The organism is Vibrio agarivorans, from assembly GCF_030409635.1.
GTDB lineage: Bacteria > Pseudomonadota > Gammaproteobacteria > Enterobacterales > Vibrionaceae > Vibrio > Vibrio agarivorans.
In genome coordinates, this window is sequence record NZ_JAUFQF010000004.1 from 1,570,887 (window position 1) to 1,596,507 (window position 25,621).

Below are 25,621 nucleotides of genomic sequence, written 5' to 3' on the forward strand. Positions count from 1 at the left end.
CCTGCTCGGTATGTTGGAGACAGGGCCGTCTTATCGGTTTAGAGTGGTCGATTCCTTTTAATAATGATTATCAACCGCCAAGTAGGCAGCCTGATTCCATTCCGCTACTCGCAGGAATAATTTTGCGAGAAAAACAATCCTTGGAGATATTGCTAGATTATTTATCACTTTCTAGTGATTTATATAGGTGGGTTGCAGTATCTACCATACATTTCGTCTTTTAATCTTGTCTGTCAAATTACAAAATTATCGGAAACGTGTAAGTATCCTACAATCTTGAGTAGGAGTTTGGCAATCAAAACTGGCTCTAGCACACAAAATATTTGTCATAAAAGTGGCACAAAAGTCGCAACAACTGAGTAACAATGGCTCAAATCAATGCTGAGATGAATATTTATTTCTATCAGCTATCCTCATTTTCTTACGCTGGTGGTATTATGCGCGACCTTCGCTTGCAGGGATGTAATTTACTTTCATAAATCGAACTGAGATTTATTAACAGGTGAAATGATGCAATTACACGAACTCGTCAACACTATCGGCCAAGACCTGCAACGCAGATATGGTGAAAAAGTTCATAAGCTAACGCTACACGGTGGCTTTAGTTGCCCAAACCGTGATGGCACGATAGGCCGTGGCGGGTGTACATTCTGCAACGTAGCCTCGTTTGCTGATGAAGAAACCCAACAGCAGTCGATTCACTCGCAACTTCAAGACCGCGCTGGTGAAGTGAAACGTGCCAAGAAGTATCTTGCGTATTTTCAGGCGTATACCAATACCTATGCTGAAGTCCAAGTTCTCAAGAATATGTATGAAGAGGCTATCTCATCAGCAGATATCGTCGGTTTGTGTGTTGGTACTCGCCCTGATTGTGTTCCACAGGCTGTGCTTGAGCTATTGGCGGACTATGTCGAACAAGGCTACGAAATCTGGCTTGAGCTTGGCTTGCAGACTGCAAACAACGACACACTGAAACGCATTAATCGTGGCCATGACTTTGAGTGCTATAAAGAGATGACCAAGAAAGCACGCGCGCTTGGTATCAAAGTGTGCACACACTTAATTGTTGGCCTGCCAAAAGAGACACACAAAGACAATATCGAAACCCTCGAAAAGGTGCTCTCGGTAGGGACTGACGGTATAAAACTGCACGGGCTGCATATCGTTGAAGGCAGTACGATGGCAAAAGCATGGCGAGCAGGGCGCCTAGAAGCCCCTGAGCTTGAAACGTATGTTGAGACCGCATCAGAGATGATCCGTATGACGCCTCCAGAGGTAGTGTTCCATCGTGTCTCTTCCTCAGCTCGTCGTCCAACACTGCTTTCACCGTTATGGTGTGAGAACCGTTGGCTCGCGATGACCGAAATCGGTCGTTCGTTAGATAAGCTCGGCCCTCAGGGGAGCTTGATTGACCGTCCTTTTGTGTATCAGCCTCCAGTAAAAAACTAAACATTAACGAATATATTGAACCTAACTTGCACAGTGTTACATTAGCCGACAGTGCTTTTAGGTTCGGAGTCGTTAATGAAGCAAATAAAAGGACTTGCCCAGTATTATGTTGATCTACTGGTTAGGCTTGGCATTGTCCGTTTTTCTATGTTGTTGGCTATCGCATTGGTCGCCCTTGCGGTGGTCGTTCAGGTGGGCATCACGCTCTTTTTCGAAGGCAATGTGGATGATCTTGATATCGTCCGTTCCGTGTTCTTCGGTCTTCTTATTACTCCCTGGGCGGTCTACTTCCTATCAGTGGTTGTCGATCAACTAGAGGAGTCTCGTCAGCGATTAGCCAAGCTGGTCTCTAAGCTCAAAGATATGCGTAGCCGAGATCAAGAGCTGAATTATCAATTGCAGCAAAACGTTGCCAAACTAAACCAGCAGATTGAAGAGCGAGTTCGCGCAGAAGAAGCGCGCGAAGAGGCAATTCAAGACCTTGAAAATGAGGTGTATCAGCGTGAGCGAACTCAGCTAGAGTTGGCAGAGCGTACCGCGCTGCTGCGCTCTTTTATCGATACCTCTCCTGATCTTATCTACTACCGCAACTCTGAAGGGCTGTTCTCTGGATGTAACCGAGCGATGGAAGAGTTGATTGGTAAATCCGAACGAGAGCTGGTGGGATTAACCCCTTGGGATGTGTATGACAAGGATACAGCAAAGTATATTGTCGATACCGACCAAAAAGTCTTCTCAGAAAACAAGCCTATCACCTATGAACAGTGGCTAGAGTACCCAGATGGACGCAAAGCTTACTTTGAATTGCGTAAAGTGCCGTTCTATAGCAAGAGTGGTCGCCATTTGGGTCTGGTTGGTTTTGGCCGAGATATTACGGAACGTAAGCGTCACGAAGAGTCTTTAGAGAAAGCGAGCCGAGATAAAACCACTTTTATATCCACCATTAGCCACGAACTGCGTACTCCCCTAAATGGTATTGTCGGTCTCAGTCGTATGCTGCTAGATACTCAGCTTAATAGTGAGCAGCGTAAGCACCTACAGACCATCAATGTCAGTGCAGTGACATTGGGCAATATCTTTAACGATATTATTGATATGGACAAGTTTGACCGCAGTAAGTTGGAGCTATTGCCAGCCCCTGTCAATTTTGAAGATTTTGTGGTTGAAATAGAAAGTATTGCCGCTTTGATGGCTGAGCAAAAGAACCTACGCTTTGACCTTGAGCGTCTGACTGATTTACCTCATATGATTGAAATCGATGGCACGCGCTTGAGGCAGGTCTTGTGGAATCTCATTAGCAATGCGATGAAGTTCACTAAAGAAGGTGGAGTTGTCATGAACGTCAGTGCGTCTCAATCGGCTGAGATGGCACATATTACGATAGAGATTGAAGACACGGGTATCGGTATCCCAGAGAAAGAGCTCGAAAAGATCTTTGCTATGTATTATCAAGTGAAAAGTGGCAAAGACAACCTACATGCGGTGGGAACAGGCATTGGACTCGCCGTTTCAAAGTTGCTGATGAATATGATGAATGGCGATATTACAGTATCGAGTGAAGAGGGCTTTGGCAGTACTTTTACTATCGATATTGAAGTGCCTTTAGCTCAAGCCCCACAAGAGCAGCCTGTCGAGGTGCTCGAGCAACGTAGCTTGAACATCTTTATGGTTGAAGATATTGAGCTCAATGTCACCGTAGCACGTTCATTATTGGAAAGCTTGGGTCATCAAGTGACGGTTGCAATGACGGGAGAGGAAGCCCTTAAGCGCTTCACCCCAGCTGACTATGATCTGGTACTTCTCGATATCCAACTGCCAGATATGAGCGGCTTTGATATCGCAACGACTTTACGCAGTCAATACGCATGTTTACCGCCTCTTGTAGCCTTGACGGCCAATGTCATCAAAGACAAAACAGAGTATCTGAATAACGGGATGGATGATGCGATCAGTAAGCCACTGTCTGTCGCGGCGATTCATCACGTCATTACGCATTTCTGTTTCCAACAAGAGGTGCAGCCAGAGTGTCAACCGCCAGTGGCAACGGAACTTTCCACCTTTGATAGCAGTCAATATGATGAGATGCTCGATCTCGAGATGCTGAACTCGTACATTGACATCGTTGGGACAAAGCCGGTGCTCGACAGTGTAAAAATGTTTGAAGAAATGATGCCCGAATATATCAATATTCTCGACTCGAACATGACGGCAAAAGATAAGAAAGGCATAGTTTCAGAGGCGCATAAAATTAAAGGTGCTGCGGGCTCTGTCGGACTTAAATACATTCAAGGTGTGGCGCAAAAAGCGCAAACCCCTGATTTCCCAGCTTGGTCAGAGAATATTGATGAGTGGGTGGGCAAGATTAAATCGGAATATAAGAACAATATAGCCATTCTTAAGCAGTGGCTAGCGGAGAAGGAATCAAAATGAAGAAAGCGATCGCGTTAGCTGTGGCGTCAGCAGCGCTATTTGGATGCCAGTCGGTGAGTAACAATGATGCGTCCAGTGCGCAAGAGGCGGCTTACAACCAGTCGATAGATCTAAAGAGTGCGCTTTGGTTCAATAAGATGCCAACCATTGATGATGCACCTGAAATGAACCTTCATGGTTCGCTAGTGCTTGAGCAAAGTGAGGGTTTCTCTGCTGAGTTAGACATCACCCGCGTTGAGTTGCATCAGGCAAAAGAAACATACCTTATCGATCAGCAGCAGTTTGAGTTGCGCAGTCATAGTGAAAATCAGTGGGAGGCCGCTTTCGCTCTGCCAATTGAATTGGATGAGAACAAAACCGTTGATGTTGTTGTTTACTTTACAGAAGAAGGTAAACAGAGTTTTGTCGCCGAGAAGGGTGTAGCGATTGAGGTGGTCTACTAATTTAGTAACGAGATGCTCAATACGTATCAAACAAAAAGCGCTGGTCATTGACCAGCGCTTTTCTTATTCGTGTAACTTTTTCTAACTCGTGTGAGTAAAGTAGAGACGGTTAATTAGTCTTCAAGTTCACCACAGAAACGGTAGCCTTCACCGTGGATCGTCGCAATGATCTCAGGTGTACCTGATACCGACTCAAAGTGCTTACGGATACGACGGATTGTTACGTCAACCGTACGATCGTGTGGCTTAAGCTCACGACCAGTCATTTTCTTAAGAAGATCGGCACGAGTTTGGATCTTGCCCGGGTTCTCACAGAAGTGCAGCAGTGCACGGAACTCAGAGCGTGGTAGCTTGTAGCTTTCGCCAGCAGGGCTGACAAGCGAGCGGCTGTTGATATCAAGTACCCACTCGTTGAACGTGTATTTCTCTACCGCACGCTTCTCTTCAGGTGCAGCTGCAGCGTTCATTGAACGGCTTAGCAAGTTGCGAGCACGGATAGTCAGTTCACGTGGGTTAAAAGGTTTAGTGATGTAGTCGTCTGCACCAATCTCTAGACCTAGGATCTTGTCCACTTCATTGTCGCGGCCTGTTAAGAACATAAGAGCGATGTTTGCTTGTTCACGAAGTTCACGAGCTAAAAGAAGACCGTTCTTACCAGGTAGATTAATGTCCATGATGACGAGGTTGACGCGATGCGCTGAAAGCACTTGGTGCATTTCTTCACCATCACTTGCCTCAAAAACAGCATATCCCTCTGCTTCGAAAATACTCTTTAACGTGTTGCGAGTCACTTGCTCATCTTCAACGATAAGAATCTGCGGAGTCTGCATTGGCGGTTCCTAAACTTGTCTATATATAAATGCTAAAAATAAAAAATAAGCAATTGATTAACAGGTAATCTACTAATTGCTAATAATAAACCAAAGTTGTTAAAAAAACATGCTCTTTGGCGGTCCGCCATCCATGGAGCCTTTGTATTCTGTAGGTTTGACAAACGAGTGGTCATTCCTGCCAGATTATGATGAGCGGATTCTATAGATTTAACAGCATTCTAACAATGCCTAGATGTTAAATTCCTGCATTTTTTTGATTTGAGTCAATAGTCAACTGTTAAGTAATATCAATCAAAATCGCCACGCGCTATAAAGAATGGTAATGAATATGGAAAGACCACTGCTGAATGCTTATGTAAATGTGTGCTTTAAGTTACCAAATGATGAACAAGCACAATTGAGCGATCAATCTGCGGTCATCATTACAGCTTGGAACCCCCACAGTCTACGATTGCCAGACGCAGAAAACGCCAAGAGAAATCAGTTATTACAGAAAGAGTTGGAAGCTCGATATTTCTGTAAGCTATTGGTTGGAAATGAAAAAGACAATTGGTTTGAGGAGTCTTATTGGGTATTTCTTAGTTTGAAAGAGGGATTGCTTCTCGCCGAAAAATACCAACAAAATGCGATTTATTGGGTAAAAGATCAACAGGTTAACCTTGTTTATTGTGCTGATAAACAGCCAATTTATATCGGAGAACTGAAGGATTTTTGGCCTTAAAAAGGATTTGTTATTTGATTCATGGAGGATGTATGAAAGATATTACGCCAGATATTTGTGACCACTACTTTGAACAGGTAAAGCTGCTGGATCTGCCTTTACAGAACTTTGGTCAACGAAGTGCGTTTTGGGGAGAAGTTGTAACAATTTGTTGCTATCACGATAACTCCAAAGTACGAGAGGTATTATCTCAGCCTGGACACGGTAAAGTACTGTTTGTTGATGGTAATGGTTCTTGTCAAAAAGCACTACTGGGTGATGAATTAGCGATCCTTGCGATTGAAAATGGATGGGAAGGCATCATTGTTTACGGAGCGGTGCGTGATGTTGCTGCTTTAGCAGAGATGGATCTAGGCGTTAAAGCCTTGGCTGCTTGTCCGTTTAAGACCGAAAAGCGAGGTCTTGGCCAGGTGAATGTCACCATCACGATGCAGAACTACATGGTTCAACCTGGTGATCATATCTATGCAGATTGGAACGGCATTTTGATTGCTGAGCAGGAGCTTGATTTAAATCGCGTGTTCAATTAGTTACGGTAAATAGCGCTAGTTTTAGCGTATAGCGCTACCTAACTCAATCAGAATCGGAAACCCAGTCCGACTTCTACTCCGCTCTGCCACTCTTGATAATCAAGGGTGGCATGCACATCGATATTCTCGCTTAAACGCAAACGACTGGTGAGCTCAGCAGATAGGCCTTGCTCCGTTTCATTGCGCTCACCTTGCTCAACGTCTTTGTAGCTATGAAGGCTACCGCGTACTGAGATACGGTCAGAGACGGAATAGCTCACGCCACTCAAGAAGCCGTTATCTTTTTCATTGAGTCGAGCCCCGACATAGACATCGAAGTTGTCAAAAATACTGTAGGCATAACCACTCTCGAGGCTCATTGATTGACTGTATGCTTGCGATGAGTGGCTATTGACGAAGATTTTGTGATTTGATGCAGAAGCGTTGGCTGGCAGCTTAGGTAATTCTACCGCCCAAGCCGTTGTCGATAGGGCACAAGAAAGCACGCAAAAAAGCGACGTAAGTTTACGCATTTTTATTCTCCTTGATTTCCTATCCCACTGCATAACTAGTAAAGCACAGTTTAGGATAGCCGACTATGAAATTGTAAAAAAAGCGGGTGACTTGGGAATAAAGTTGGCACGAGTGCACAAATTGATGTTACGTCAGTGAAACGAAAATGGAGCGGATTTCATTTTTCTCTCTGGTTTTAAACTTGGTTCAAACCGAGTAAGGTCGTAAAAAGTGTTTAAAATCAGCCTATTTGGCCGTTGTGGCAAATAAACGATTGACTTCCCCCTTAAAAGTACGGTACTCATAAGTAAAGTTCATGGAAATGTTGACGAAATCACCACTATGTTAATGCAACACAGCCTAATCACCACAACCACGATTATTACCGACATTATGACTGTTGGGGCAGGCTGCTGAACGAAAGAAATTTCAAGAAAAGGCCTGTATCCCAACCGATACAGGCCTTTTTTTATAACCAAAATTGACCATTTGGAGTGAAGGGATGCGAGTATTAAAGTTTGGAGGTTCATCATTAGCCGATGCGGATCGTTTTTTACGAGCGGCTGATATCATTGCCAACAATGCACAGCAAGAAGAAGTGGCTGTCGTATTGTCTGCACCGGGTAAAACCACCAATAAACTAGTGGCTGTCATTGATGCGGCGCTGAACGGCAGTGAAGTGGACCAACAAATTCAAGAGGTGGAGTCCTCACTGCTTGGTTTATTTAATGACATTGAAGGCGCCATTGGTAGTCTAAATAGCGATGGTTTTCGTTCAGTTGTTGCTGAATCGATGGAGAACCTTCGCCAGTTCGTTCATGGGATTGCTTTGCTGGGTATGTGCCCAGATAACGTTAATGCTCGAATCATCTCGAAGGGTGAGCGAGCTTCAGTGCAGCTGATGAAAGCGGTACTAGAAGCGAAAGGTCAGGCGGCAAGCCTTATCGACCCTGTTAGTTACCTAATTGCACAAGGCCCATCGCTTGAAGCGATGGTGGATGTGGAACTCTCTTCACAAAACTTCAGAGCTGCGCCTCTACCTAAGAGCCACGTTAATATCATGCCAGGCTTTACAGCAGGCAATGATAAGGGTGAACTCGTGACGCTGGGCCGCAACGGCTCTGACTATTCAGCTGCTGTCCTTGCTGCTTGCTTGCGTGCAGACTGTTGTGAGATCTGGACAGATGTCGACGGGGTTTATAACTGCGACCCTCGATTGGTCGATGATGCCCGCTTGTTGAAGTCACTTAGCTACCAAGAAGCGATGGAACTCTCCTATTTTGGCGCTTCGGTGTTACATCCAAAAACCATTGCCCCTATCGCTCAATTCCATATCCCTTGTTTAATCAAAAACAGCTTTAACCCGCAAGGTGCAGGCACACTGATCGGCCAAGATACAGGAGAAGATAATCTCGCAATTAAGGGTATAACTACCTTGAGTGACCTGTTGATGGTGAACGTATCAGGTCCAGGCATGAAAGGTATGGTTGGTATGGCGAGCCGTGTTTTTGGCGCGATGTCAGCAGCAGGTGTATCGATTGTGCTGATTACTCAGTCGTCTTCAGAATACAGCATCAGTTTCTGTATTGAGTCTGATGACAAACTAAAAGCAGAGCGAGCTCTTTCTGATTGCTTTGAGCTCGAGCTAAAAGATGGGCTATTAGAGCCTGTTGAATTTATTGATGATCTTGCGATTGTAACCCTGGTGGGTGATGGTATGCGCACATCTCGTGGCGTAGCATCACAGTTCTTCTCTTCTCTAGCTGAGGTGAACGTCAACATTGTTGCGATTGCCCAAGGTTCTTCTGAACGTGCAATTTCAGCGGTTATTCCAGAAGATAAGATTGCCGAAGCAATCAAAGCGTGTCATGAGAACTTGTTTAATTCTAAGCACTTCCTCGACGTATTTGTTGTTGGCGTTGGTGGCGTTGGTGGCGAGCTGGTGGATCAGATTGAGCGTCAGCAAGATAAACTCGCTGATAAAGGGATTGTGATTCGCGTTTGTGGCTTGGCAAACAGTAAAGGGCTATTGCTTGATGGAGATGGTTTACCTCTGGAAAGCTGGCGCGATCGCATGAAAGATGTATCAGAGCGCTTCTCTGTTGCTGCGCTTGCCGCACATGTTCAACGTAATCACATCATCAACCCGGTACTTGTCGACTGTACATCAAGTGAAGAGATTGCAAATCAATACGCTGATTTCCTTGCTGCTGGCTTCCATGTAGTGACACCAAATAAAAAAGCTAACACGGCAAGTATGGCTTATTACCATCAGCTGCGTGATGTGGCTAGAAGCTCACGCCGTAAGCTGATGTATGAGACAACAGTAGGTGCAGGTTTACCTGTGATTGAAAACCTGCAAAACCTAATTGCGGCAGGTGATGAACTAGAGAAGTTCAATGGCATCTTGTCAGGCTCGCTTTCATACATCTTTGGTAAGCTTGATGAGGGCATGACCTTAAGTGAAGCGACCAATATCGCCAAAGAAAATGGTTTTACAGAGCCAGATCCTCGCGACGACCTTTCTGGGATGGATGTTGCGCGTAAGCTGCTTATTCTTGCTCGTGAAGCAGGCATGAACCTCGAACTAGAAGACGTAGAAGTCGACCAAGCTCTACCACCAAGTTTTGATGATTCGGGCTCTATTGATGAGTTTATGGCTCGTTTGCCACAAGCAGATGCCTATTTCCGCGATCTCTCTGCTCAAGCGGCAGAAGAGGGCAAAGTGCTGCGTTACGTCGGAGAAATTCTCGATGGACGTTGTAAGGTACGTATTGCTGCAGTGGATGAGAACGACCCTATGTTTAAGATCAAGGATGGTGAAAACGCGCTGGCATTCTACAGTCGTTACTACCAGCCTATTCCATTGGTGTTGCGTGGTTATGGTGCGGGTACAGAAGTGACTGCTGCAGGAGTGTTCTCCGATGTGATGCGTACACTTGGTTGGAAGCTAGGAGTTTAATATGAGTCGTGGACTAGATGTTGTCGTTTATGCACCTGCTTCTATTGGTAATGTGAGTGTCGGTTTTGATGTCTTAGGTGCGGCAGTCTCACCGTTAGATGGTACCCTTCTTGGTGACCGCGTGCATGTGACGATGGGGGATGAGCCGTTTGCGCTGCACACGTCAGGTCAGTTTGTTGACAAGCTGCCAGAAAACCCACAAGAAAATATTGTGTATGACTGCTGGCGAGTGTTTGCTCGTGAGCTTGAGAAGAAAAGAGTGGACCTTCTGCCGGTTGAGATGACGCTGGAAAAGAACATGCCGATAGGCTCGGGGTTAGGCTCGAGTGCATGCTCAATCGTTGCGGCTTTAGATGCCTTAAACCGTTTCCATGATCAGCCACTTGATGAGATGGAGCTACTCGCTTTGATGGGCGAGATGGAAGGTCAAATCTCTGGTGGCGTGCATTATGACAACGTTGCACCGTGCTACCTTGGTGGCCTGCAGTTGATGCTTGAAGAGCTGGGCGTGATCAGTCAATCTGTACCGAACTTTGAAGAGTGGCATTGGGTAATGGCGTATCCAGGGATCAAGGTCTCAACGGCGGAAGCGCGCTCCATTTTACCGTCGCAATACCGTCGCCAAGATGTGATTGCGCACGGCAGACACCTTGCAGGCTTTATTCATGCATGCCATTCTGGTCAGTCAGAGCTGGCTGCGAAGATGATTAAAGACGTTATCGCAGAGCCGTATCGCGAAAAGCTACTCCCAGGCTTTGCTCAGGCAAGGCAATATGCGGCGAGTGCAGGCGCACTAGCCACAGGTATCTCAGGCAGTGGCCCAACACTGTTTAGTGTTTGTAAAGACAAAGATGTAGCTGAACGAGTAGCACGTTGGCTAGAACAAAATTACGTACAAAATGATGAAGGATTCGTCCATATCTGCCGTTTAGATCAGATGGGTTCGAGAGTAACAGGAAGTGAGCTATGAAGCTGTACAATATAAAAGAGAATGATGAACAAGTATCCTTTGGCCAAGCAGTACGCCAAGGTTTAGGTCGTAACCAAGGGCTATTTTTCCCGTCAAACCTACCAAAGTTTGATGATATTGATGCTTTATTAGCAGAAGACTTCGTATCACGAAGCACGAAAGTCTTGTCAGCGTTGATTGGTGATGAGTTACCAGCAGAGCAAGTGAATGCCCTAGTTGACGCGGCTTTTCAATTCCCAGCACCGATTAAGCAAGTCAAAGATGGCGTTTATGCATTGGAACTGTTCCATGGTCCAACGCTCGCATTTAAGGATTTCGGTGGTCGTTTCATGGCGCAATCTCTTGCGGCAGTATCGGATGGCGGCAAGATCACTATCTTGACCGCGACGTCAGGTGATACAGGCGCAGCAGTTGCTCATGCTTTCTATGGCATGGAAGATATCAATGTCGTTATCTTGTATCCAAAAGGTAAGATCAGCCCACTGCAAGAGAAGCTGTTCTGTACTCTGGGTAAAAATATTCACACAGTGGCGATAGACGGCGACTTTGACGCTTGTCAGGCACTTGTTAAGCAGGCATTTGATGATCAAGTTCTGCGTGAAGAGATTGGCCTAAACTCAGCAAACTCTATCAACATCAGTCGTTTAATGGCGCAGATCTGTTACTACTTTGAAGCGGCTTCTCAGCTGAGCAAAGCACAGCGTGAAAACTTAGTGATTTCAGTACCAAGTGGCAACTTTGGTAACTTGACGGCAGGCCTATTGGCGAAAGCATTAGGGTTGCCAATTAAGCGCTTTATTGCTGCGACGAACGCCAACGATACTGTTCCTCGCTATCTTGAAACAGGCAAGTGGGAACCAAAACCAACGGTTGCTACCACATCGAATGCGATGGATGTGAGCCAGCCTAACAACTGGCCTCGTATTGAAGAACTTTGCCGCATTAAAGAGTGGGGCTTAGAAACCTTGGGCAAAGGAGCTGTGTCAGATGAGCAAAGTGCTGAATCTGTCAAAGCGCTGAATGCTCTTGGGTATCTCTGTGAGCCACACGGAGCAATCGCTTATCGTGTGCTGGAAGAGCAACTGGCTGAAGGTGAAACAGGTTTATTCTTGTGTACTGCGCATCCCGCAAAATTCAAAGAAGTGGTGGATGATATCTTAGGTTCAGATATTGAACTGCCAGGTCCACTAGCTAAACATGCGGTAATGGAGCTGCTATCGGAAGATTTAGCGAACGACTTTGATGCGTTGAAGGCAGTGCTGCGTAGAGTGCAGTAGGGGAAAGAAGGTTGGAGGGGGAAGGCTAGAGGATCGCTTGTCGGGAGGTGAGCGATCATGGGAGTCTTCGGGTATTTTTGAATACAGAATACAGAATACAGAATACAGAATACAGAATACAGAATACAGAATACAGAATACAGAATTGCTTCGTTTACCTCTGTAATCTGAACTCTGTATTCTTCTACCTTCTACCTTCTTTTTAAACCCCAACAAAAAAACGGCGCTCAATGAGCGCCGTTTTCAATTTGGTTTTACAGCAGTCTAAAAATTATAGAGACTCTGTAAATGTACGAGCGATAACGTCACGTTGCTGCTCTGGAGTTAGAGAGTTGAAACGTACAGCGTAGCCAGATACACGGATAGTTAGCTGTGGGTAGTTCTCTGGGTGAGCAACGGCATCTTCTAGAGTTTCACGCTTAAGAACGTTCACGTTTAGGTGTTGGCCACCTTCGATGCGTGGTGCTTTTTCGATAGCAATTTCACGTGACTCATACTCACCTAGGTCTGCAGCTGGGATAACTTGGTCAGCTTCGAAACCAGTGCTTGCTACAACACAGCGTGCTTCGTTAGTCTCGCTGTCTAGTAGCCAGATTGAGTTTAGTAGGTCGTCGTTAGCTGATTTAGTGATTTGAATACCTTGGATCATGACTTTCTCCTAGTCCACTTTGTGGAAATTTTTGATGTTTGTTTTCAGAATTCTTGTTGAGCTACGTATTATATAGCTGATAACCACTATTTTAATATTGATTTAAGTCAAAAAACAACAAAAAACCACATCTTTTTTAAGTTTGATTTTTTGTTTTAAATCAATAAAACCTCGTATAGCATAGGGTTTAAACGAGATTTTAAACCTTAAAAAATAGTTAAATGCCTATTTTGTAGTAATTTTACTACATTTGCGTGCTTTCCAATATGATGATTGACCGCTATCAGGCGTGTCATTCATTTGCCATGTAATTTTAGAGAGATCAAATGTCAGGAACAAAAATCCCTCAAAACTCGAAATGGGTCGGTGCTCATGTCTCTGCGGCAGGCGGAGTTGAAAACGCCCCAATGCGAGCAAAAGAGATTGGGGCAAACGCGTTTGCCCTCTTTACTAAGAATCAGCGTCAGTGGGTCGCCAAGCCTCTTACGTCAGAGTCCATTCGTCTTTTTAAGCAGCGCTGTGAGAACTATGGCTTTACGGCCGGACATATTCTCCCTCATGACTCGTACCTGATTAACTTAGGGCACCCAGAAGCCGAAAAGCTTGAGAAGTCGCGCGCAGCATTTATCGAAGAGATGGAGCGATGCGAGCAATTAGGTTTAACGCTATTGAATTTTCATCCGGGTAGTCACCTCAAACAGATAACGGAAGAAGCGTGTCTCGATCTTATTGCTGAGTCTATAAACTTAGCGCATGAACAGGTGCCAAACGTGGTTGCTGTTATCGAGAATACCGCGGGGCAAGGCTCTAACCTTGGCTGCGATTTTGCGCATCTAGCCTATATTATCGAACGGGTGAAAGATAAAAGCCGAGTTGGGGTCTGCCTTGATACCTGTCATCTATTTGCTGCGGGTTATGATTTAAGTAGCCATCAAGCGTGTGAAGAGACGTTTGCCGAGTTTGATCGCGTTGTGGGGATGCACTTTCTTAAGGCAATGCACATTAATGATTCAAAAACGCCGCTAGGTAGTCGTGTTGATAGACATCACTCTTTGGGAGAAGGGCATATCGGCTGGGCATGTTTTGATTACATTTCACAAGATGAACGTTTTGATGAGATGCCGTTAATCCTTGAAACGATTGACTCTGAGCGTTGGCCTCAAGAGATTTGTGCAATACGTGAGGGACGCCAAAATTAATTTTTGTGTGGTGCGCTAAAGTTGGCATTGTTCTTTCATCTCTTTTTGTGAACTAGAAAGTGAGTGTGCATCTCAGCACTCAAAACGCCACTGTTATTTAGGAGAGAGTAGTATGACAGCAGCCAGATTTTCTTCACCACGCACCACATCTTCAATGCACCGAGTGGCGGTGCCTAACCGTCAAGTTACCGGTCGCGGTCACTACCGTACTCCACAGCGTTCAAGGCGATAAGCCGACTTGTTTGGCATAACACAATCATTCAGCGACTCTCTGTATTTGATACTGTCTAGGCAATGATTTGCTCGGCGCTTCGCGTTACAATTCGCTTTAGAATTGAACACACGAAGGATCAGCATGACGACCTGGACAGAGATTATTGATGGTGAAAAACAGCAGCCGTATTTTCAACAAATAGTAGAGTTTGTTGATAAGGAGCGTAGCGCGGGTAAAGCTATCTTTCCGCCATCAGACGAGGTATTTAGCGCCTTTACAGCGACGCCGTTTACCAACATTAAGGTTGTGATATTAGGACAAGACCCTTATCACGGCCCGAATCAAGCTCATGGTCTCTGCTTTTCGGTGCTACCTGGGGTTAAAACGCCGCCATCTCTTGTCAATATCTATAAAGAGTTGGCGCAGGATATCGACGGCTTTGAGACGCCGCAGCATGGTTATCTCCAGAGCTGGGCTGAACAAGGTGTTTTGCTTATGAATACCGTGCTTACGGTTGAGCAGGGCAAGGCGCACTCTCACGCGAAATGTGGCTGGGAGACCTTTACTGATAAGGTGATTGAGGCGATTAATCAGCAGCAAAGCGGTGTCGTGTTCTTGCTTTGGGGGGCCCATGCACAGAAAAAAGGGCGCTTTATTGATACCGATAAGCATCATGTGTTGTGTGCGCCTCATCCGTCACCTCTTTCGGCACATCGAGGGTTCTTGGGATGTCAGCATTTTTCTAAGGCCAACGCATTACTTGAGCAGCAAGGTAAAGTAGCAGTGAATTGGCTCTTACCTTTCTCTCTTGATGAGCAACTTAGTCTGGGGTTCTGACCCTTCACATTGCCCGAACGAATTGTGCAAATATTGAACGCAGTCAATCAAAAGTTGTCTACACCCTTATATACTTACTAAAAGTAGGTGTTAAGGAGAGACATCATGATGATTGAACGAATCAGGCGTGAGCATGGCTACATGATACGCCTGTTAGCCATGTTACGTAGAAAGCTGGTTGCCCTAAAGGAAGAGCAGTCGGTCAATTATAGCCTTATCAGAGAAATAGTGGATTACCTTGCAAACCACTCTAACTCGATTCACCATCCCAAAGAGGACATTTTGTACCACTACTATATGGAGCATTATGGCCATAAGCAGGAGATGGAGAACTTGGAGCAGGACCACGCGATACTTGCAGAGAAGTCGCATGCGTTCTTGGATACGCTAGAGATGATTCTGGCTGACGCGGTGATACCGCAAGATGTGTTTATCGCACAGTTAGAAGATTTCTTGGATACTCAGCGTAAGCATTTGGAGTTTGAAGAGCACTCTATCCTGCCTTTGATCGCAAACTCGTTTACTGCTCAAGACTGGCAAGCTGTTGAGAGTCAGTGGGATAGAGAGGAGAGCGACCCAGTGTTTGGTGACACCATTGCAGATGAATATATGCTTTTGGCTGATCGTGTGCGTCGAGGGGAAAGAGAGTGCGTGTAGCCCCCGCAGACGAGCTACCACATTAAACGCTCATTCTTGAATAAAAGCGCATTAGCGTTGAAAGCAAAAAGGCACCAAAGGTGCCTTTTTGCGTTTAATCAGTAGTCGAGTTCTTCGATGTCGAAAGAAATATCCATATCAATCAACTCTTTTTGTAGACGCTGCCTATCTTTAATGGCTTCGATCTCGCGCCATTTTCTCTTGATGGGTTTAGAGCGTGACGCCTTTACTACTGGGATTTCAATATCTAGCTGTTCATCAAATTGCAAGCCTTCCATATGCTACCTCTGACGTTGTTCCTAGCGAATGTTGTATTCAATCAACAAAATGATGTGCTGAGTGGCTCTAATAGTCAGTATCACTCAAGCGACAATAACGATATATCACGAACATCCCCAAGCTAACTTTGATTTATTTCTCATTTGTTTCGCTAGGATGAAAGTTTTAAGACGCTTTTGATGGTGAATTCACACAATTTTGTCTTTTTCATGGCAGCAGAACATGAAAATTTGAGCATCAAATCTATCTGTAATACCGGTTTGTTGAGTGTTTTTTAAACACTTGAACGTTTGCTCGAAAAAAAAATCAATGCAACTACCATGTTAAATGGCAGTAGGGATTTTGTGCGTTAGGTACTGAAGCACGTCTTTTTTTGCTTTGAGATGAAATATCAAACATAGATTTATGAGCTATTTTATATTCTAGCGTGAAGCTAGATGTGTTCGGGGGTCATCGTACTCTGTGCCGCTTTTTGAAAAGGGATAATTTCTGATTCGATACTAAATCACCGAAGAGATGAAAAATATAGATGTAATTCGTCACTTATATGTGACTTGTTTGTAATTTTAATGTGTGATTTGGCGTGGTGCGCAACCTTTTGCGTATTGATTTTTGTGGTGGGTAGGCGCATTATCGCGCCGTCAAAAATTCTACAAATATAAACTCATATCGCATGAATATGCGCTAATGACAGGGAAATCAGCGTTGATGTCGAGCTATCTTGCATGGAACTTCATCGCCGTATGCCGACCCTATGAGAGGTTACAGTGACAGACATAATCAATTTGATGAATGATCTCCTTTGGGGCTCAATTCTCGTTTATCTTCTTGTTGGCGTGGGTATCTACTTTACCGTTCGACTGGGCTTTATCCAGTTCCGCCACTTCCGCCACATGTTCTCGGTTCTGCGCAATAGCCGCAAATCAGACCAAGCTGGTATCTCATCTTTCCAAGCACTTTGTACCAGTCTTGCTGCTCGTGTCGGTACCGGTAACATGGCAGGCGTAGCCGTTGCGCTTACTGTGGGTGGTCCTGGTGCGATTTTCTGGATGTGGTTGATTGCGATGCTCGGCATGGCGACATCATTTGCAGAGAGTACACTAGCTCAGTTATACAAAACCAAAGATGACGATGGAAACTATCGCGGTGGTCCGGCCTACTACATGGAGAAAGGTCTCGGTATGCGCTGGATGGGGGTTCTATTCTCAATCTTCCTAATCATCGCTTTCGGTTTAGTTTTCAACGCAGTACAAGCTAACTCTATTGCAAGTGCAATGAACACGGCTTTTGGCTGGGATGAAATGTACGTGGGTATTGCTGTTGTCGCACTATCTGCCGTAGTTATTTTCGGTGGCATTAAGCGCATTGCACGCACAGCCGAGCTGATTGTTCCGGTGATGGCGTTGGCATACTTGCTTCTTGCGATGTTTATCATGCTTACCAATCTTGAGAAGCTACCAGACGTACTGATGTTGATTTTCAAGAGTGCATTTGGTCTGCAAGAAGCGGCAGCGGGTGGTTTAGGCTATGCGATTGCTCAAGCAATGATTAACGGTATTAAACGCGGCCTATTCTCAAACGAAGCAGGTATGGGTTCTGCGCCAAACGCGGCGGCTTCAGCGACACCGTATCCACCACATCCAGCATCACAAGGTTATGTTCAGATGCTAGGCGTCTTTATGGATACAGTGGTTATCTGTTCTGCAACGGTTGCGATTATCTTGATGTCAGGCGAGTACCTAGGTACAGAGACCGCTGTGACAGGTATCGAACTGACTCAGCGTGCACTTAGTGCCCAAGTGGGTGAGTGGGGCGCAATCTTCGTGGCAGTAGCGATTTTCTTCTTTGCCTTTACATCGATCATCGCAAACTACTCGTACGCTGAAACAAACCTGATCTTCCTAGAGCACAACCACAAAGCAGGTCTTGGTCTGTTCCGCATTGTTGTGCTGGGTATGGTTATGTTTGGTGCATTGGCTTCACTGCCAGTGGTTTGGGCGCTTGCAGACGTGTCTATGGGTCTAATGGCTATCGTGAACTTGGTGGCGATTCTATTGCTGTCTGGTATCGTGGTGAAGTTAGCAAAAGACTACAACAAGCAGCTTGCTGAAGGTAAAGTACCGACCTTTGATGCCAACGAATACCCAGAGCTTCGCTCTCAGCTAGAAGACGGTATTTGGGACAACACCAAAGAGAAACAGCAGTCTTAATCACTATTAACGATTAAAACGATTGATAAAGCCATGCAGACATTGCATGGCTTTTTTTGTACTCTAGCAAAAAAGATTATAAAGGAAGTCTTGTCATGCTTATTGTTGTTTCTCCAGCGAAAACGCTCGATTATGAATCCCCGCTCGCGACAGAGCGCTATACTCAACCGGAGTTGGTTGAGCACTCTGCTGAGCTGATCAAAGAGTGCCGCAAGCTCACTCCAAGCGATGTCTCTGCCCTTATGAAGGTGAGTGACAAAATAGCAGGGCTGAACGTAGCGCGTTTTGAGCAATGGAGCGAGACGTTTACCCAAGAGAACGCACGTCAGGCGATATTGGCGTTTAAAGGGGATGTTTACACCGGTCTTGAAGCGGAAAGTTTGGATTACGATGGCTTTGATTATGCGCAGAAGCACTTGCGTATGTTGTCGGGCTTGTATGGCCTCTTGAAGCCATTGGATCTCATGCAGCCGTATCGCTTAGAGATGGGCACGCGTTTAGCCAACGAGCGCGGCACCAACTTGTATCAGTTTTGGGGTGACATCATTACTAACAAACTGAACGAGGCGATTAGCGAGCAAGGTGATAACGTACTTATCAACCTAGCATCGAATGAGTACTTCAAAGCGGTGAAGCCAAAGCAGCTCGATGCCACGGTGATCACGCCAGTCTTTAAGGACTGTAAGAACGGTCAATACAAAGTAATTAGTTTTTATGCCAAGAAGGCACGTGGCATGATGGCGCGCTATATTATTGATAATAAAGTTGACTCAATTGAAGCATTAACGCAGTTTGATGTCGCAGGTTACTACTTCAGTGAAGAAGAGAGCAGTGACAAAGAGTTGGTGTTTAAACGCGAAGAGCAGTAATACTCAACACAACTCGCTGACAAAAAGGTGAACGCTATGTGGCAATGGTTGAAGAAGTGGCTGGGCAAATACGATCGTTGGTGCGCATCGATGGGATTAACCCCAGAAAATAAACGCAGCTGTGTGCCACATAGGAAAGATCCTGCCCATGACGAGTGAGGCGCCCCTGTTTGACACCCATTGTCACTTTGATTTTGACGTATTTGCCGACGATTTTGATGCGCAGTTACGTCAGGCGGTAGAGGTTGGGGTTAAACGAATACTGATCCCTGCGATTGGTGAAGAGAATTGGCACAGACTTGAGCTGCTCTCCGCGCATCACAACGAGATCGACTGGGCACTCGGTTGTCACCCATATTTTCTTAATCAAAACACCACACAGCAGGTTGATGACCTGATCGCCTATTATCACCAAACCTCAGTCAAACCTATCGCGATAGGCGAGTGTGGCCTCGATGCTTTAGTGAGTGTTGAGTTGGGTTTGCAACAACAAATTCTTCAACAGCATATTCAGGTAGCTAACGAACTTGGCCTTCCGGTTCTGTTGCACTGCCGCAAGGCGTATAACGATCTGTTGCGCAATCTAAAGCAATTTCCCATTCACAATGGTGGTGTGTTACATGGCTTTTCTGGCAGCTATCAGCAAGCGATGCAATTGTTAGAAAAAGGTATATTGATTGGCGTAGGTGGAGTAATTACTTATCCTAGGGCGAATAAAACCCGCAATGCAATCAGACGGTTACCTCTTGAAGGTATTTTGCTTGAAACTGACGCACCTGACATGCCACTTAATCATTTTCAGGGTCAGCCTAACCATCCTAAACGATTACCTGTGATCCTCAGCACACTTTCAGAGCTTAAGCAAATCGAAAGGCAAACGATTGCGCAAAAAATCTGGCAAAATTCCATTTCTCTGTTTTGAAAATGTGAATTTTCTCGAAATATTCTGTATCGACAGAATGCTCATTTAAACGTTTGCGTGATCTGTGTCACAATATTGAGTGAGTGTGTCATGAATCTTCTCAGAAAGTGTGAGGGTGGCATTACTTTATACCTTCAGGGATGAGTATAATTGCCCCGCTTTTGAGCTTCATTATCTAATACGCCTAATAAATAACCTATAAGGAAATCATAAACTATGAGCCTGTTTATGAGCCTGGTTGGTATGGCAGTGCTACTTGGCATCGCGCTACTACTGTCTGACAACCGCAAAGCTATTAATCTACGAACTGTTGGTGGCGCTTTCGCTATCCAATTCCTAATCGGTGGTTTCGTTCTTTACGTACCTTGGGGTCGTGACCTACTTGCTGGTTTCTCAGCAGGTGTACAGAACGTTATTGACTACGGTAAAGACGGTACAGGTTTCCTATTCGGTAGCCTAGTTAACTTCTCTGTTGACGGTATCGGTTTCATCTTTGCTTTCCAAGTACTACCAACACTAATCTTCTTCTCTGCACTTATTTCTGTACTTTACTACGTAGGTATCATGCAGTGGGTCATCAAAGTTCTTGGTGGTGGTCTACAAAAAGCACTAGGTACCTCACGTGCGGAATCTATGTCTGCAGCAGCAAACATTTTCGTTGGTCAAACTGAAGCACCTCTTGTTGTACGTCCATTCGTACCGCGTATGACTCAATCTGAGCTATTCGCTGTAATGTGTGGTGGTCTTGCTTCTGTTGCTGGTGGTGTACTAGCAGGTTACGCTTCTATGGGTGTACCTCTAGAGTACCTAGTTGCAGCATCATTCATGGCAGCACCTGGTGGTCTACTATTCGCTAAGATCATCAAACCTGAAACTGACACGCCAAATGACGATCTAGGCGATGACATCGACGGCGGCGAAGACAAGCCTGCTAACGTTATCGACGCTGCAGCTGGCGGTGCGTCTGTTGGTCTACAACTTGCGTTAAACGTTGGTGCAATGCTACTAGCATTCATCGGTCTAATCGCTCTAATTAACGGCATCCTTGGTGGCGTTGGTGGTTGGTTCGGTATGGAACACCTAACGCTAGAGCTTCTTCTAGGTTGGATTTTTGCTCCACTAGCATTCCTTATCGGTGTGCCATGGGAAGAAGCAACAATCGCTGGTTCTTTCATCGGTCAGAAGACGGTTGTAAACGAATTCGTAGCATACCTAAACTTTGTACCATACGTTGGTGAAAATGCTCAAGTAGTCGCTGCAACTGGTCAAGTTATGTCTGAGAAGACTCAAGCGATCATCGCATTTGCACTATGTGGTTTCGCTAACCTATCTTCTATTGCGATTCTACTCGGTGGTCTAGGTAGCCTAGCTCCTAACCGTCGCCACGACATCGCTCGTATGGGTGTTAAAGCTGTTATTGCTGGTACGCTATCTAACTTGATGGCAGCAACCATTGCTGGCTTCTTCCTATCTTTCTAATCAAGTAGAGATAGATTATATAGACGCCATTTAAATATCGCCCCGTAGCATTAGCGTGCTGCGGGGCTTTTTTGTTTATGGGGTCTAGACACTGAGTTTAGGTGGGGGTAAACCACAAAAATGACGTGTGTATTAGTTAAACGTTTGCGTCCTGAGGCCTTATACGAAAAGGCTTCAGCTCAAATGGTTTAAGTGATATTTTTTTGAGATACAAACCGTTTGCTTTTTACGTCAAACTACAGTCGAGCAACAAAACTCTATACTCTATGAGTATGGAAACAAACAGGTGATACAAATGAACGAAATTATCCTTGCTACCGTTGCTGGATTTGTTGTGGGAGTACTCTTTACAGCGATTAAACTGCCTATTCCTGCTCCACCAGTGCTTTCTGGTGTGATGGGGATCGTCGGGGTTTATCTTGGCGGTATCTCATACCAATGGATCGTGGAACGATTCTTTGGCTAAACAGACACAGCAATCTTAGATTGTAGTGCCACACAGAAAGCAAACATGCCCTGTGCGGTGAAAAGGAAATCAATTGGTGAACACAGAAATAATCAAGTTGTGAGCCAAGTCTTCAAGGAACCAAGTCCGTTCATCATTATCAGCAGGTCCTACCTATACTCAATAGGCACTGTTGAACTAATTTTGAATATTGATCGGAGATAGAAATGAGCGATTTAAACACAGCAGCACTACGTGCATTAAAACTAATGGACCTAACTACGCTGAATGACAACGATACAGACGCGAAAGTAATTCAACTGTGTCACGATGCAAAAACAGCAGTTGGCAACACTGCAGCTATCTGTATTTACCCACGCTTTATTCCTATTGCGAAGAAAACACTACGCGAACAAGGTACACCAGATGTACGCATCGCTACGGTAACTAACTTCCCTCATGGTAACGACGACATCGACATTGCCGTTGCAGAGACAAAAGCAGCGGTGGCTTACGGTGCCGACGAGGTAGATGTAGTATTCCCATACCGTGCACTGATTGCGGGTGATGAAAACGTTGGCTTTGAACTGGTTAAGCAGTGTAAAGCAGCGTGTGGTGATGTGTTGTTGAAAGTGATCATCGAAACAGGTGAACTTAAAGAAGAAGCATTGATCAAGAAAGCTTCTCAAATCTGTATCGAAGCAGGCGCTGACTTCATCAAGACATCAACAGGTAAAGTGCCAGTAAACGCAACGCCAGAATATGCACGCATGATGCTTGAAGTAATTCGTGATATGAACGTTGCTGAAACGGTTGGCTTTAAGCCTGCTGGTGGTGTTCGCACGGCAGAAGATGCTGCGCAATATCTAGCAATGGCTGACGAGATCCTAGGCGACAACTGGGTTGATGCTCGTCACTACCGTTTTGGCGCGTCTAGCTTGCTAACAAACCTTCTAAATACATTAAATGTAACAGACGAAACGGCTGATCCTTCAGCTTACTAATAGCAATAACGTTTGTTCTGATGAGGGGAGTTTTCCCCTCTCTATCGCTTATTTGCGATAGAACCTCTGATTCTACATCCACGAGTTACGTGGGAGGCACTGATGTATTTACCTCAAGAAATCATTCGTAAAAAACGTGACGGCGAAGTCCTCACAGACGAAGAGATTCAATTCTTTATTCAAGGCGTCGCTAACGACAGCGTCTCAGAAGGCCAAATTGCAGCGTTTGCAATGGCGATATTTTTCAATGAAATGACGATGCCTGAGCGTATCGCACTGACCTGTGCAATGCGTGATTCTGGCATGGTGATTGATTGGGACCACATGAACTTTGGTGGCCCTATTGTCGACAAACACTCTACCGGTGGTGTGGGTGATGTGACCTCTCTTATGCTTGGCCCAATGGTGGCAGCATGTGGTGGTTTTGTACCAATGATTTCTGGCCGTGGCCTTGGTCATACTGGCGGAACACTGGATAAGCTAGAGTCGATTCCTGGCTACAATATTACCCCTACCAACGAGGTGTTTGGTGAAGTAACGAAAGATGCTGGTGTGGCGATCATCGGTCAAACTGGCGATCTTGCTCCAGCAGACAAGCGTGTTTATGCCACGCGTGATATTACGGCAACCGTAGACAACATCTCTTTGATCACCGCTTCCATTCTATCTAAGAAACTGGCCGCTGGCCTTGAGTCTCTAGTGATGGATGTCAAAGTGGGATCAGGTGCTTTCATGCCAACGTACGAAGCCTCTGAAGAGCTAGCGCGTTCGATCGTTGCAGTCGCCAATGGCGCAGGCACAAAAACCACCGCCATTTTAACCGACATGAACCAAGTGTTGGCCTCTTCGGCTGGTAATGCGCTTGAGGTTCGTGAAGCGGTTCAGTTCCTAACGGGTGAATACCGTAACCCTCGTCTCTACGAAGTGACCATGGCTCTTTGTGCAGAGATGTTGGTACTGGCTAAACTGGCTTCAAACAGTGACGTTGCACGTAACAAATTGCAAGCGGTGTTGGATAACGGCAAAGCGGCAGAGTGCTTCGGTAAGATGATTGCGGGCCTTGGTGGTCCAGACGACTTTATCGAGAACTACGACAACTACCTAGCGAAAGCTGACATCATTCAGCCTGTATTTGCTGACCAAGTGGGCGTCGTGAGTGCGATGGACACACGTGCGATTGGTATGGCAGTGGTTGGCATGGGGGGCGGTCGCCGCGTTGCGACAGATAGCATCGATTATGCCGTGGGTTTCGATCAGTTTATTCGCCTAGGCGAAGTTGCCGATGAGAACAAGCCATTAGCTATCATTCACGCACGCACCGAAGCGCAGTGGCAAGAGGCGGCACAGGCACTGAAAGCCGCTATTGTGGTAGGCGGTGAATATCAGCCCACTCCTGACGTTTATCGACAAATTCGTGCCGAAGACGTATAGATTTTGCTGAGTTGGCTAAGCCAGCTCTAAGGATAATGTTATGAAAAGAGCGTTTATTTTAGTTCTTGATTCGTTTGGTATCGGCGCTGCTGGTGACGCAGATAAGTTCGGTGATGTGGGCTCAGATACAATGGGACACATTGCGGATGAGTGCGCTGCAGGTCGCGCAGATAACGATGAGCGTTCAGGCCCATTAACACTACCCAACCTATCAAAGCTAGGTTTGGCTATGGCGCACAAAGAGTCTACGGGTCGTCTCGCCCCAGGTCTTCGTGACGATATAGAGGTGATTGGTGCTTATGGTCATGCAGCAGAGCTTTCTTCAGGTAAAGACACGCCATCAGGTCACTGGGAGATCGCGGGTGTCCCAGTGCTGTTTGATTGGGGTTACTTCACCGATAAAGAGAACAGCTTTCCGAAAGAGCTCACTGACCGCATTCTTTCTCGTGCTGGTCTTGATGGCTTCCTGGGCAACTGTCATGCATCAGGTACTCAGGTGTTGGACGACCTTGGTGAAGAGCACATGCGCACCGGCTTACCTATCTTCTATACCTCAGCAGACTCTGTATTCCAGATTGCTTGTCATGAAGAGACGTTTGGTCTTGAACGCTTGCTAGAGCTTTGTCAGATTGCTCGCGAGGAGCTTGAAGACCACAACATTGGCCGAGTGATTGCGCGTCCGTTTGTCGGGGCAGGTAAAGGCCAGTTTGAGCGCACAGGTAACCGCCGCGACCTTTCAGTCGAGCCGCCATCAGAGACTGTTCTACAGAAACTTGTTGATGAAAAGCAAGGTGAAGTGGTTTCTATCGGTAAAATTGCAGACATCTATGCCAACTGTGGTATCACCAAAAAAGTGAAAGCGACAGGCATTCCAGCGCTATTTGAAGCAACGCTTGAAGAGATTCAAAAAGCGGGTGACAACACGATAGTGTTCACAAACTTTGTAGACTTTGATTCAGCTTATGGCCACCGCCGCAACGTTGCAGGCTACGCTGGCGCACTGGAGTACTTTGACGGTCGCATCAATGAAGTGTTAGACATCATGCAAGATGATGATGTATTAATTCTGACGGCAGACCACGGTTGTGACCCAACCTGGCCGGGTACGGATCACACTCGTGAGCATATCCCAGTGATTGTTTACGGTAAAAAAGTACCGGCAGGCTCGTTAGGTTTGCGTGACAGCTTTGCAGACATTGGTCAAACATTGGCGTCTTACTTCGGTACAAGCCCAATGGACTACGGTAAAAACTTTCTATAAATCACCCGTGTGAGGCGCTGGCCTCACACCTATAAATTCTTACTCTCTAGAAAACTAG

At 45.7% G+C, this 25,621-nt stretch carries 24 protein-coding genes and 1 other annotated feature; of the genes, 20 read left to right on the top strand and 4 right to left on the bottom strand.

Annotated elements, in window-relative coordinates; all coding sequences use genetic code 11:
- Positions 1-510 precede the first annotated feature (510 nt).
- The 3 genes from mnmL (at position 511) to QWZ05_RS15750 (ending at position 4,322) form a co-directional block, all read left to right on the top strand.
- Complete coding sequence (gene mnmL, locus QWZ05_RS15740) at positions 511-1,449, top strand: tRNA modification radical SAM protein MnmL/YtqA (RefSeq protein ID WP_264877977.1); 939 nt, start codon at positions 511-513, stop codon at positions 1,447-1,449.
- Positions 1,450-1,524: 75 nt separating this feature from the next.
- Positions 1,525-3,879, top strand: a complete 2,355-nt coding sequence (gene arcB / locus QWZ05_RS15745; RefSeq protein WP_290299354.1) for an aerobic respiration two-component sensor histidine kinase ArcB — start codon at positions 1,525-1,527, stop codon at positions 3,877-3,879.
- Positions 3,876-4,322 carry a hypothetical protein gene (locus QWZ05_RS15750; protein WP_264877979.1) on the top strand — a complete coding sequence of 149 codons (447 nt, stop codon included), beginning with the start codon at positions 3,876-3,878 and terminating at the stop codon, positions 4,320-4,322. The genes arcB and QWZ05_RS15750 overlap by 4 nt, the downstream gene beginning before the upstream one ends.
- A 113-nt stretch (positions 4,323-4,435) precedes the next feature.
- On the opposite strand, the gene arcA is transcribed toward QWZ05_RS15750, so the two are convergent.
- A complete protein-coding gene (arcA, locus tag QWZ05_RS15755) occupies positions 4,436-5,152 on the bottom strand; it encodes a two-component system response regulator ArcA (protein ID WP_264877980.1) in 717 nt (238 codons plus the stop codon).
- Between the two features lie 331 nt (positions 5,153-5,483).
- Between arcA and QWZ05_RS15760 the strand changes: the two genes are divergently transcribed.
- Together QWZ05_RS15760 and QWZ05_RS15765 are read left to right on the top strand one after the other, a co-directional pair.
- Entirely contained in the window at positions 5,484-5,876 is a 393-nt protein-coding gene (locus QWZ05_RS15760) for a DUF3293 domain-containing protein (RefSeq protein WP_264877981.1), read from the top strand.
- Between the two features lie 32 nt (positions 5,877-5,908).
- Complete coding sequence (locus QWZ05_RS15765; protein WP_264877982.1) at positions 5,909-6,406, top strand: putative 4-hydroxy-4-methyl-2-oxoglutarate aldolase; 498 nt, start codon at positions 5,909-5,911, stop codon at positions 6,404-6,406.
- A 47-nt stretch (positions 6,407-6,453) separates the two neighbouring features.
- Here QWZ05_RS15765 and QWZ05_RS15770 read toward each other — a convergent pair whose 3' ends face one another.
- The gene (locus QWZ05_RS15770; RefSeq protein WP_264877983.1) at positions 6,454-6,918 is read right to left on the bottom strand and encodes a hypothetical protein; all 465 of its coding nucleotides are present in this window, start codon (positions 6,916-6,918) and stop codon (positions 6,454-6,456) included.
- 332 nt (positions 6,919-7,250) lie between these two features.
- Positions 7,251-7,370 (top strand) — a sequence feature (Thr leader region).
- Between the two features lie 30 nt (positions 7,371-7,400).
- Between QWZ05_RS15770 and thrA the strand changes: the two genes are divergently transcribed.
- The 3 genes from thrA to thrC are packed head-to-tail and all read left to right on the top strand — an operon-like array spanning position 7,401 to position 12,107.
- Positions 7,401-9,860, top strand: coding sequence for a bifunctional aspartate kinase/homoserine dehydrogenase I (gene thrA, locus QWZ05_RS15775; RefSeq protein WP_264877984.1), 2,460 nt, complete (start codon positions 7,401-7,403; stop codon positions 9,858-9,860).
- A gap of 1 nt (position 9,861) precedes the next feature.
- Positions 9,862-10,830: a homoserine kinase gene (gene thrB / locus QWZ05_RS15780; protein WP_264877985.1), complete on the top strand. Its 969-nt coding sequence runs from the start codon at positions 9,862-9,864 to the stop codon at positions 10,828-10,830.
- A complete protein-coding gene (gene thrC, locus QWZ05_RS15785) occupies positions 10,827-12,107 on the top strand; it encodes a threonine synthase (RefSeq protein ID WP_264877986.1) in 1,281 nt (426 codons plus the stop codon). The genes thrB and thrC overlap by 4 nt, the downstream gene beginning before the upstream one ends.
- Positions 12,108-12,378: 271 nt before the next feature.
- Here thrC and grcA read toward each other — a convergent pair whose 3' ends face one another.
- Positions 12,379-12,756, bottom strand: a complete 378-nt coding sequence (gene grcA / locus QWZ05_RS15790; RefSeq protein ID WP_264877987.1) for an autonomous glycyl radical cofactor GrcA — start codon at positions 12,754-12,756, stop codon at positions 12,379-12,381.
- Positions 12,757-13,082: 326 nt separating this feature from the next.
- Here grcA and nfo point away from each other — a divergent pair, with 326 nt between their 5' ends.
- The 3 genes from nfo to QWZ05_RS15805 all read left to right on the top strand — a co-directional run bounded on the left by nfo (position 13,083) and on the right by QWZ05_RS15805 (position 15,663).
- On the top strand, positions 13,083-13,955 hold the full coding sequence (nfo, locus tag QWZ05_RS15795) for a deoxyribonuclease IV (RefSeq protein ID WP_264877988.1): 873 nt from the start codon (positions 13,083-13,085) through the stop codon (positions 13,953-13,955).
- A 355-nt stretch (positions 13,956-14,310) separates the two neighbouring features.
- Complete coding sequence (ung, locus tag QWZ05_RS15800; RefSeq protein WP_264877989.1) at positions 14,311-15,006, top strand: uracil-DNA glycosylase; 696 nt, start codon at positions 14,311-14,313, stop codon at positions 15,004-15,006.
- Positions 15,007-15,111: 105 nt separating this feature from the next.
- Entirely contained in the window at positions 15,112-15,663 is a 552-nt protein-coding gene (locus tag QWZ05_RS15805) for a hemerythrin domain-containing protein (protein ID WP_264877990.1), read from the top strand.
- 98 nt (positions 15,664-15,761) lie between these two features.
- Here QWZ05_RS15805 and QWZ05_RS15810 read toward each other — a convergent pair whose 3' ends face one another.
- Positions 15,762-15,941 carry a DUF3545 family protein gene (locus QWZ05_RS15810; RefSeq protein ID WP_264877991.1) on the bottom strand — a complete coding sequence of 60 codons (180 nt, stop codon included), beginning with the start codon at positions 15,939-15,941 and terminating at the stop codon, positions 15,762-15,764.
- Positions 15,942-16,709: 768 nt separating this feature from the next.
- Between QWZ05_RS15810 and QWZ05_RS15815 the strand changes: the two genes are divergently transcribed.
- The 9 genes from QWZ05_RS15815 to QWZ05_RS15855 all read left to right on the top strand — a co-directional run bounded on the left by QWZ05_RS15815 (position 16,710) and on the right by QWZ05_RS15855 (position 25,563).
- Positions 16,710-18,152: an alanine/glycine:cation symporter family protein gene (locus QWZ05_RS15815; RefSeq protein WP_264877992.1), complete on the top strand. Its 1,443-nt coding sequence runs from the start codon at positions 16,710-16,712 to the stop codon at positions 18,150-18,152.
- Positions 18,153-18,247: 95 nt separating this feature from the next.
- Positions 18,248-19,021, top strand: coding sequence for a peroxide stress protein YaaA (gene yaaA, locus QWZ05_RS15820; protein WP_290299365.1), 774 nt, complete (start codon positions 18,248-18,250; stop codon positions 19,019-19,021).
- A gap of 90 nt (positions 19,022-19,111) precedes the next feature.
- On the top strand, positions 19,112-19,180 hold the full coding sequence (locus QWZ05_RS22420; protein WP_494338389.1) for a DUF5363 family protein: 69 nt from the start codon (positions 19,112-19,114) through the stop codon (positions 19,178-19,180).
- The gene (locus QWZ05_RS15830) at positions 19,170-19,943 is read left to right on the top strand and encodes a TatD family hydrolase (protein WP_264877995.1); all 774 of its coding nucleotides are present in this window, start codon (positions 19,170-19,172) and stop codon (positions 19,941-19,943) included. Before QWZ05_RS22420 ends, QWZ05_RS15830 begins: the two co-directional genes overlap by 11 nt.
- A gap of 216 nt (positions 19,944-20,159) precedes the next feature.
- On the top strand, positions 20,160-21,422 hold the full coding sequence (locus tag QWZ05_RS15835) for a NupC/NupG family nucleoside CNT transporter (protein ID WP_264877996.1): 1,263 nt from the start codon (positions 20,160-20,162) through the stop codon (positions 21,420-21,422).
- Positions 21,423-21,717: 295 nt separating this feature from the next.
- Entirely contained in the window at positions 21,718-21,888 is a 171-nt protein-coding gene (locus QWZ05_RS15840; RefSeq protein WP_164649033.1) for a XapX domain-containing protein, read from the top strand.
- Between the two features lie 206 nt (positions 21,889-22,094).
- Positions 22,095-22,871, top strand: a complete 777-nt coding sequence (deoC, locus tag QWZ05_RS15845) for a deoxyribose-phosphate aldolase (protein WP_290299369.1) — start codon at positions 22,095-22,097, stop codon at positions 22,869-22,871.
- A gap of 102 nt (positions 22,872-22,973) precedes the next feature.
- Entirely contained in the window at positions 22,974-24,302 is a 1,329-nt protein-coding gene (gene deoA, locus QWZ05_RS15850; RefSeq protein ID WP_290299373.1) for a thymidine phosphorylase, read from the top strand.
- A gap of 40 nt (positions 24,303-24,342) precedes the next feature.
- A complete protein-coding gene (locus QWZ05_RS15855) occupies positions 24,343-25,563 on the top strand; it encodes a phosphopentomutase (protein WP_290299375.1) in 1,221 nt (406 codons plus the stop codon).
- Positions 25,564-25,621 lie beyond the last annotated feature (58 nt).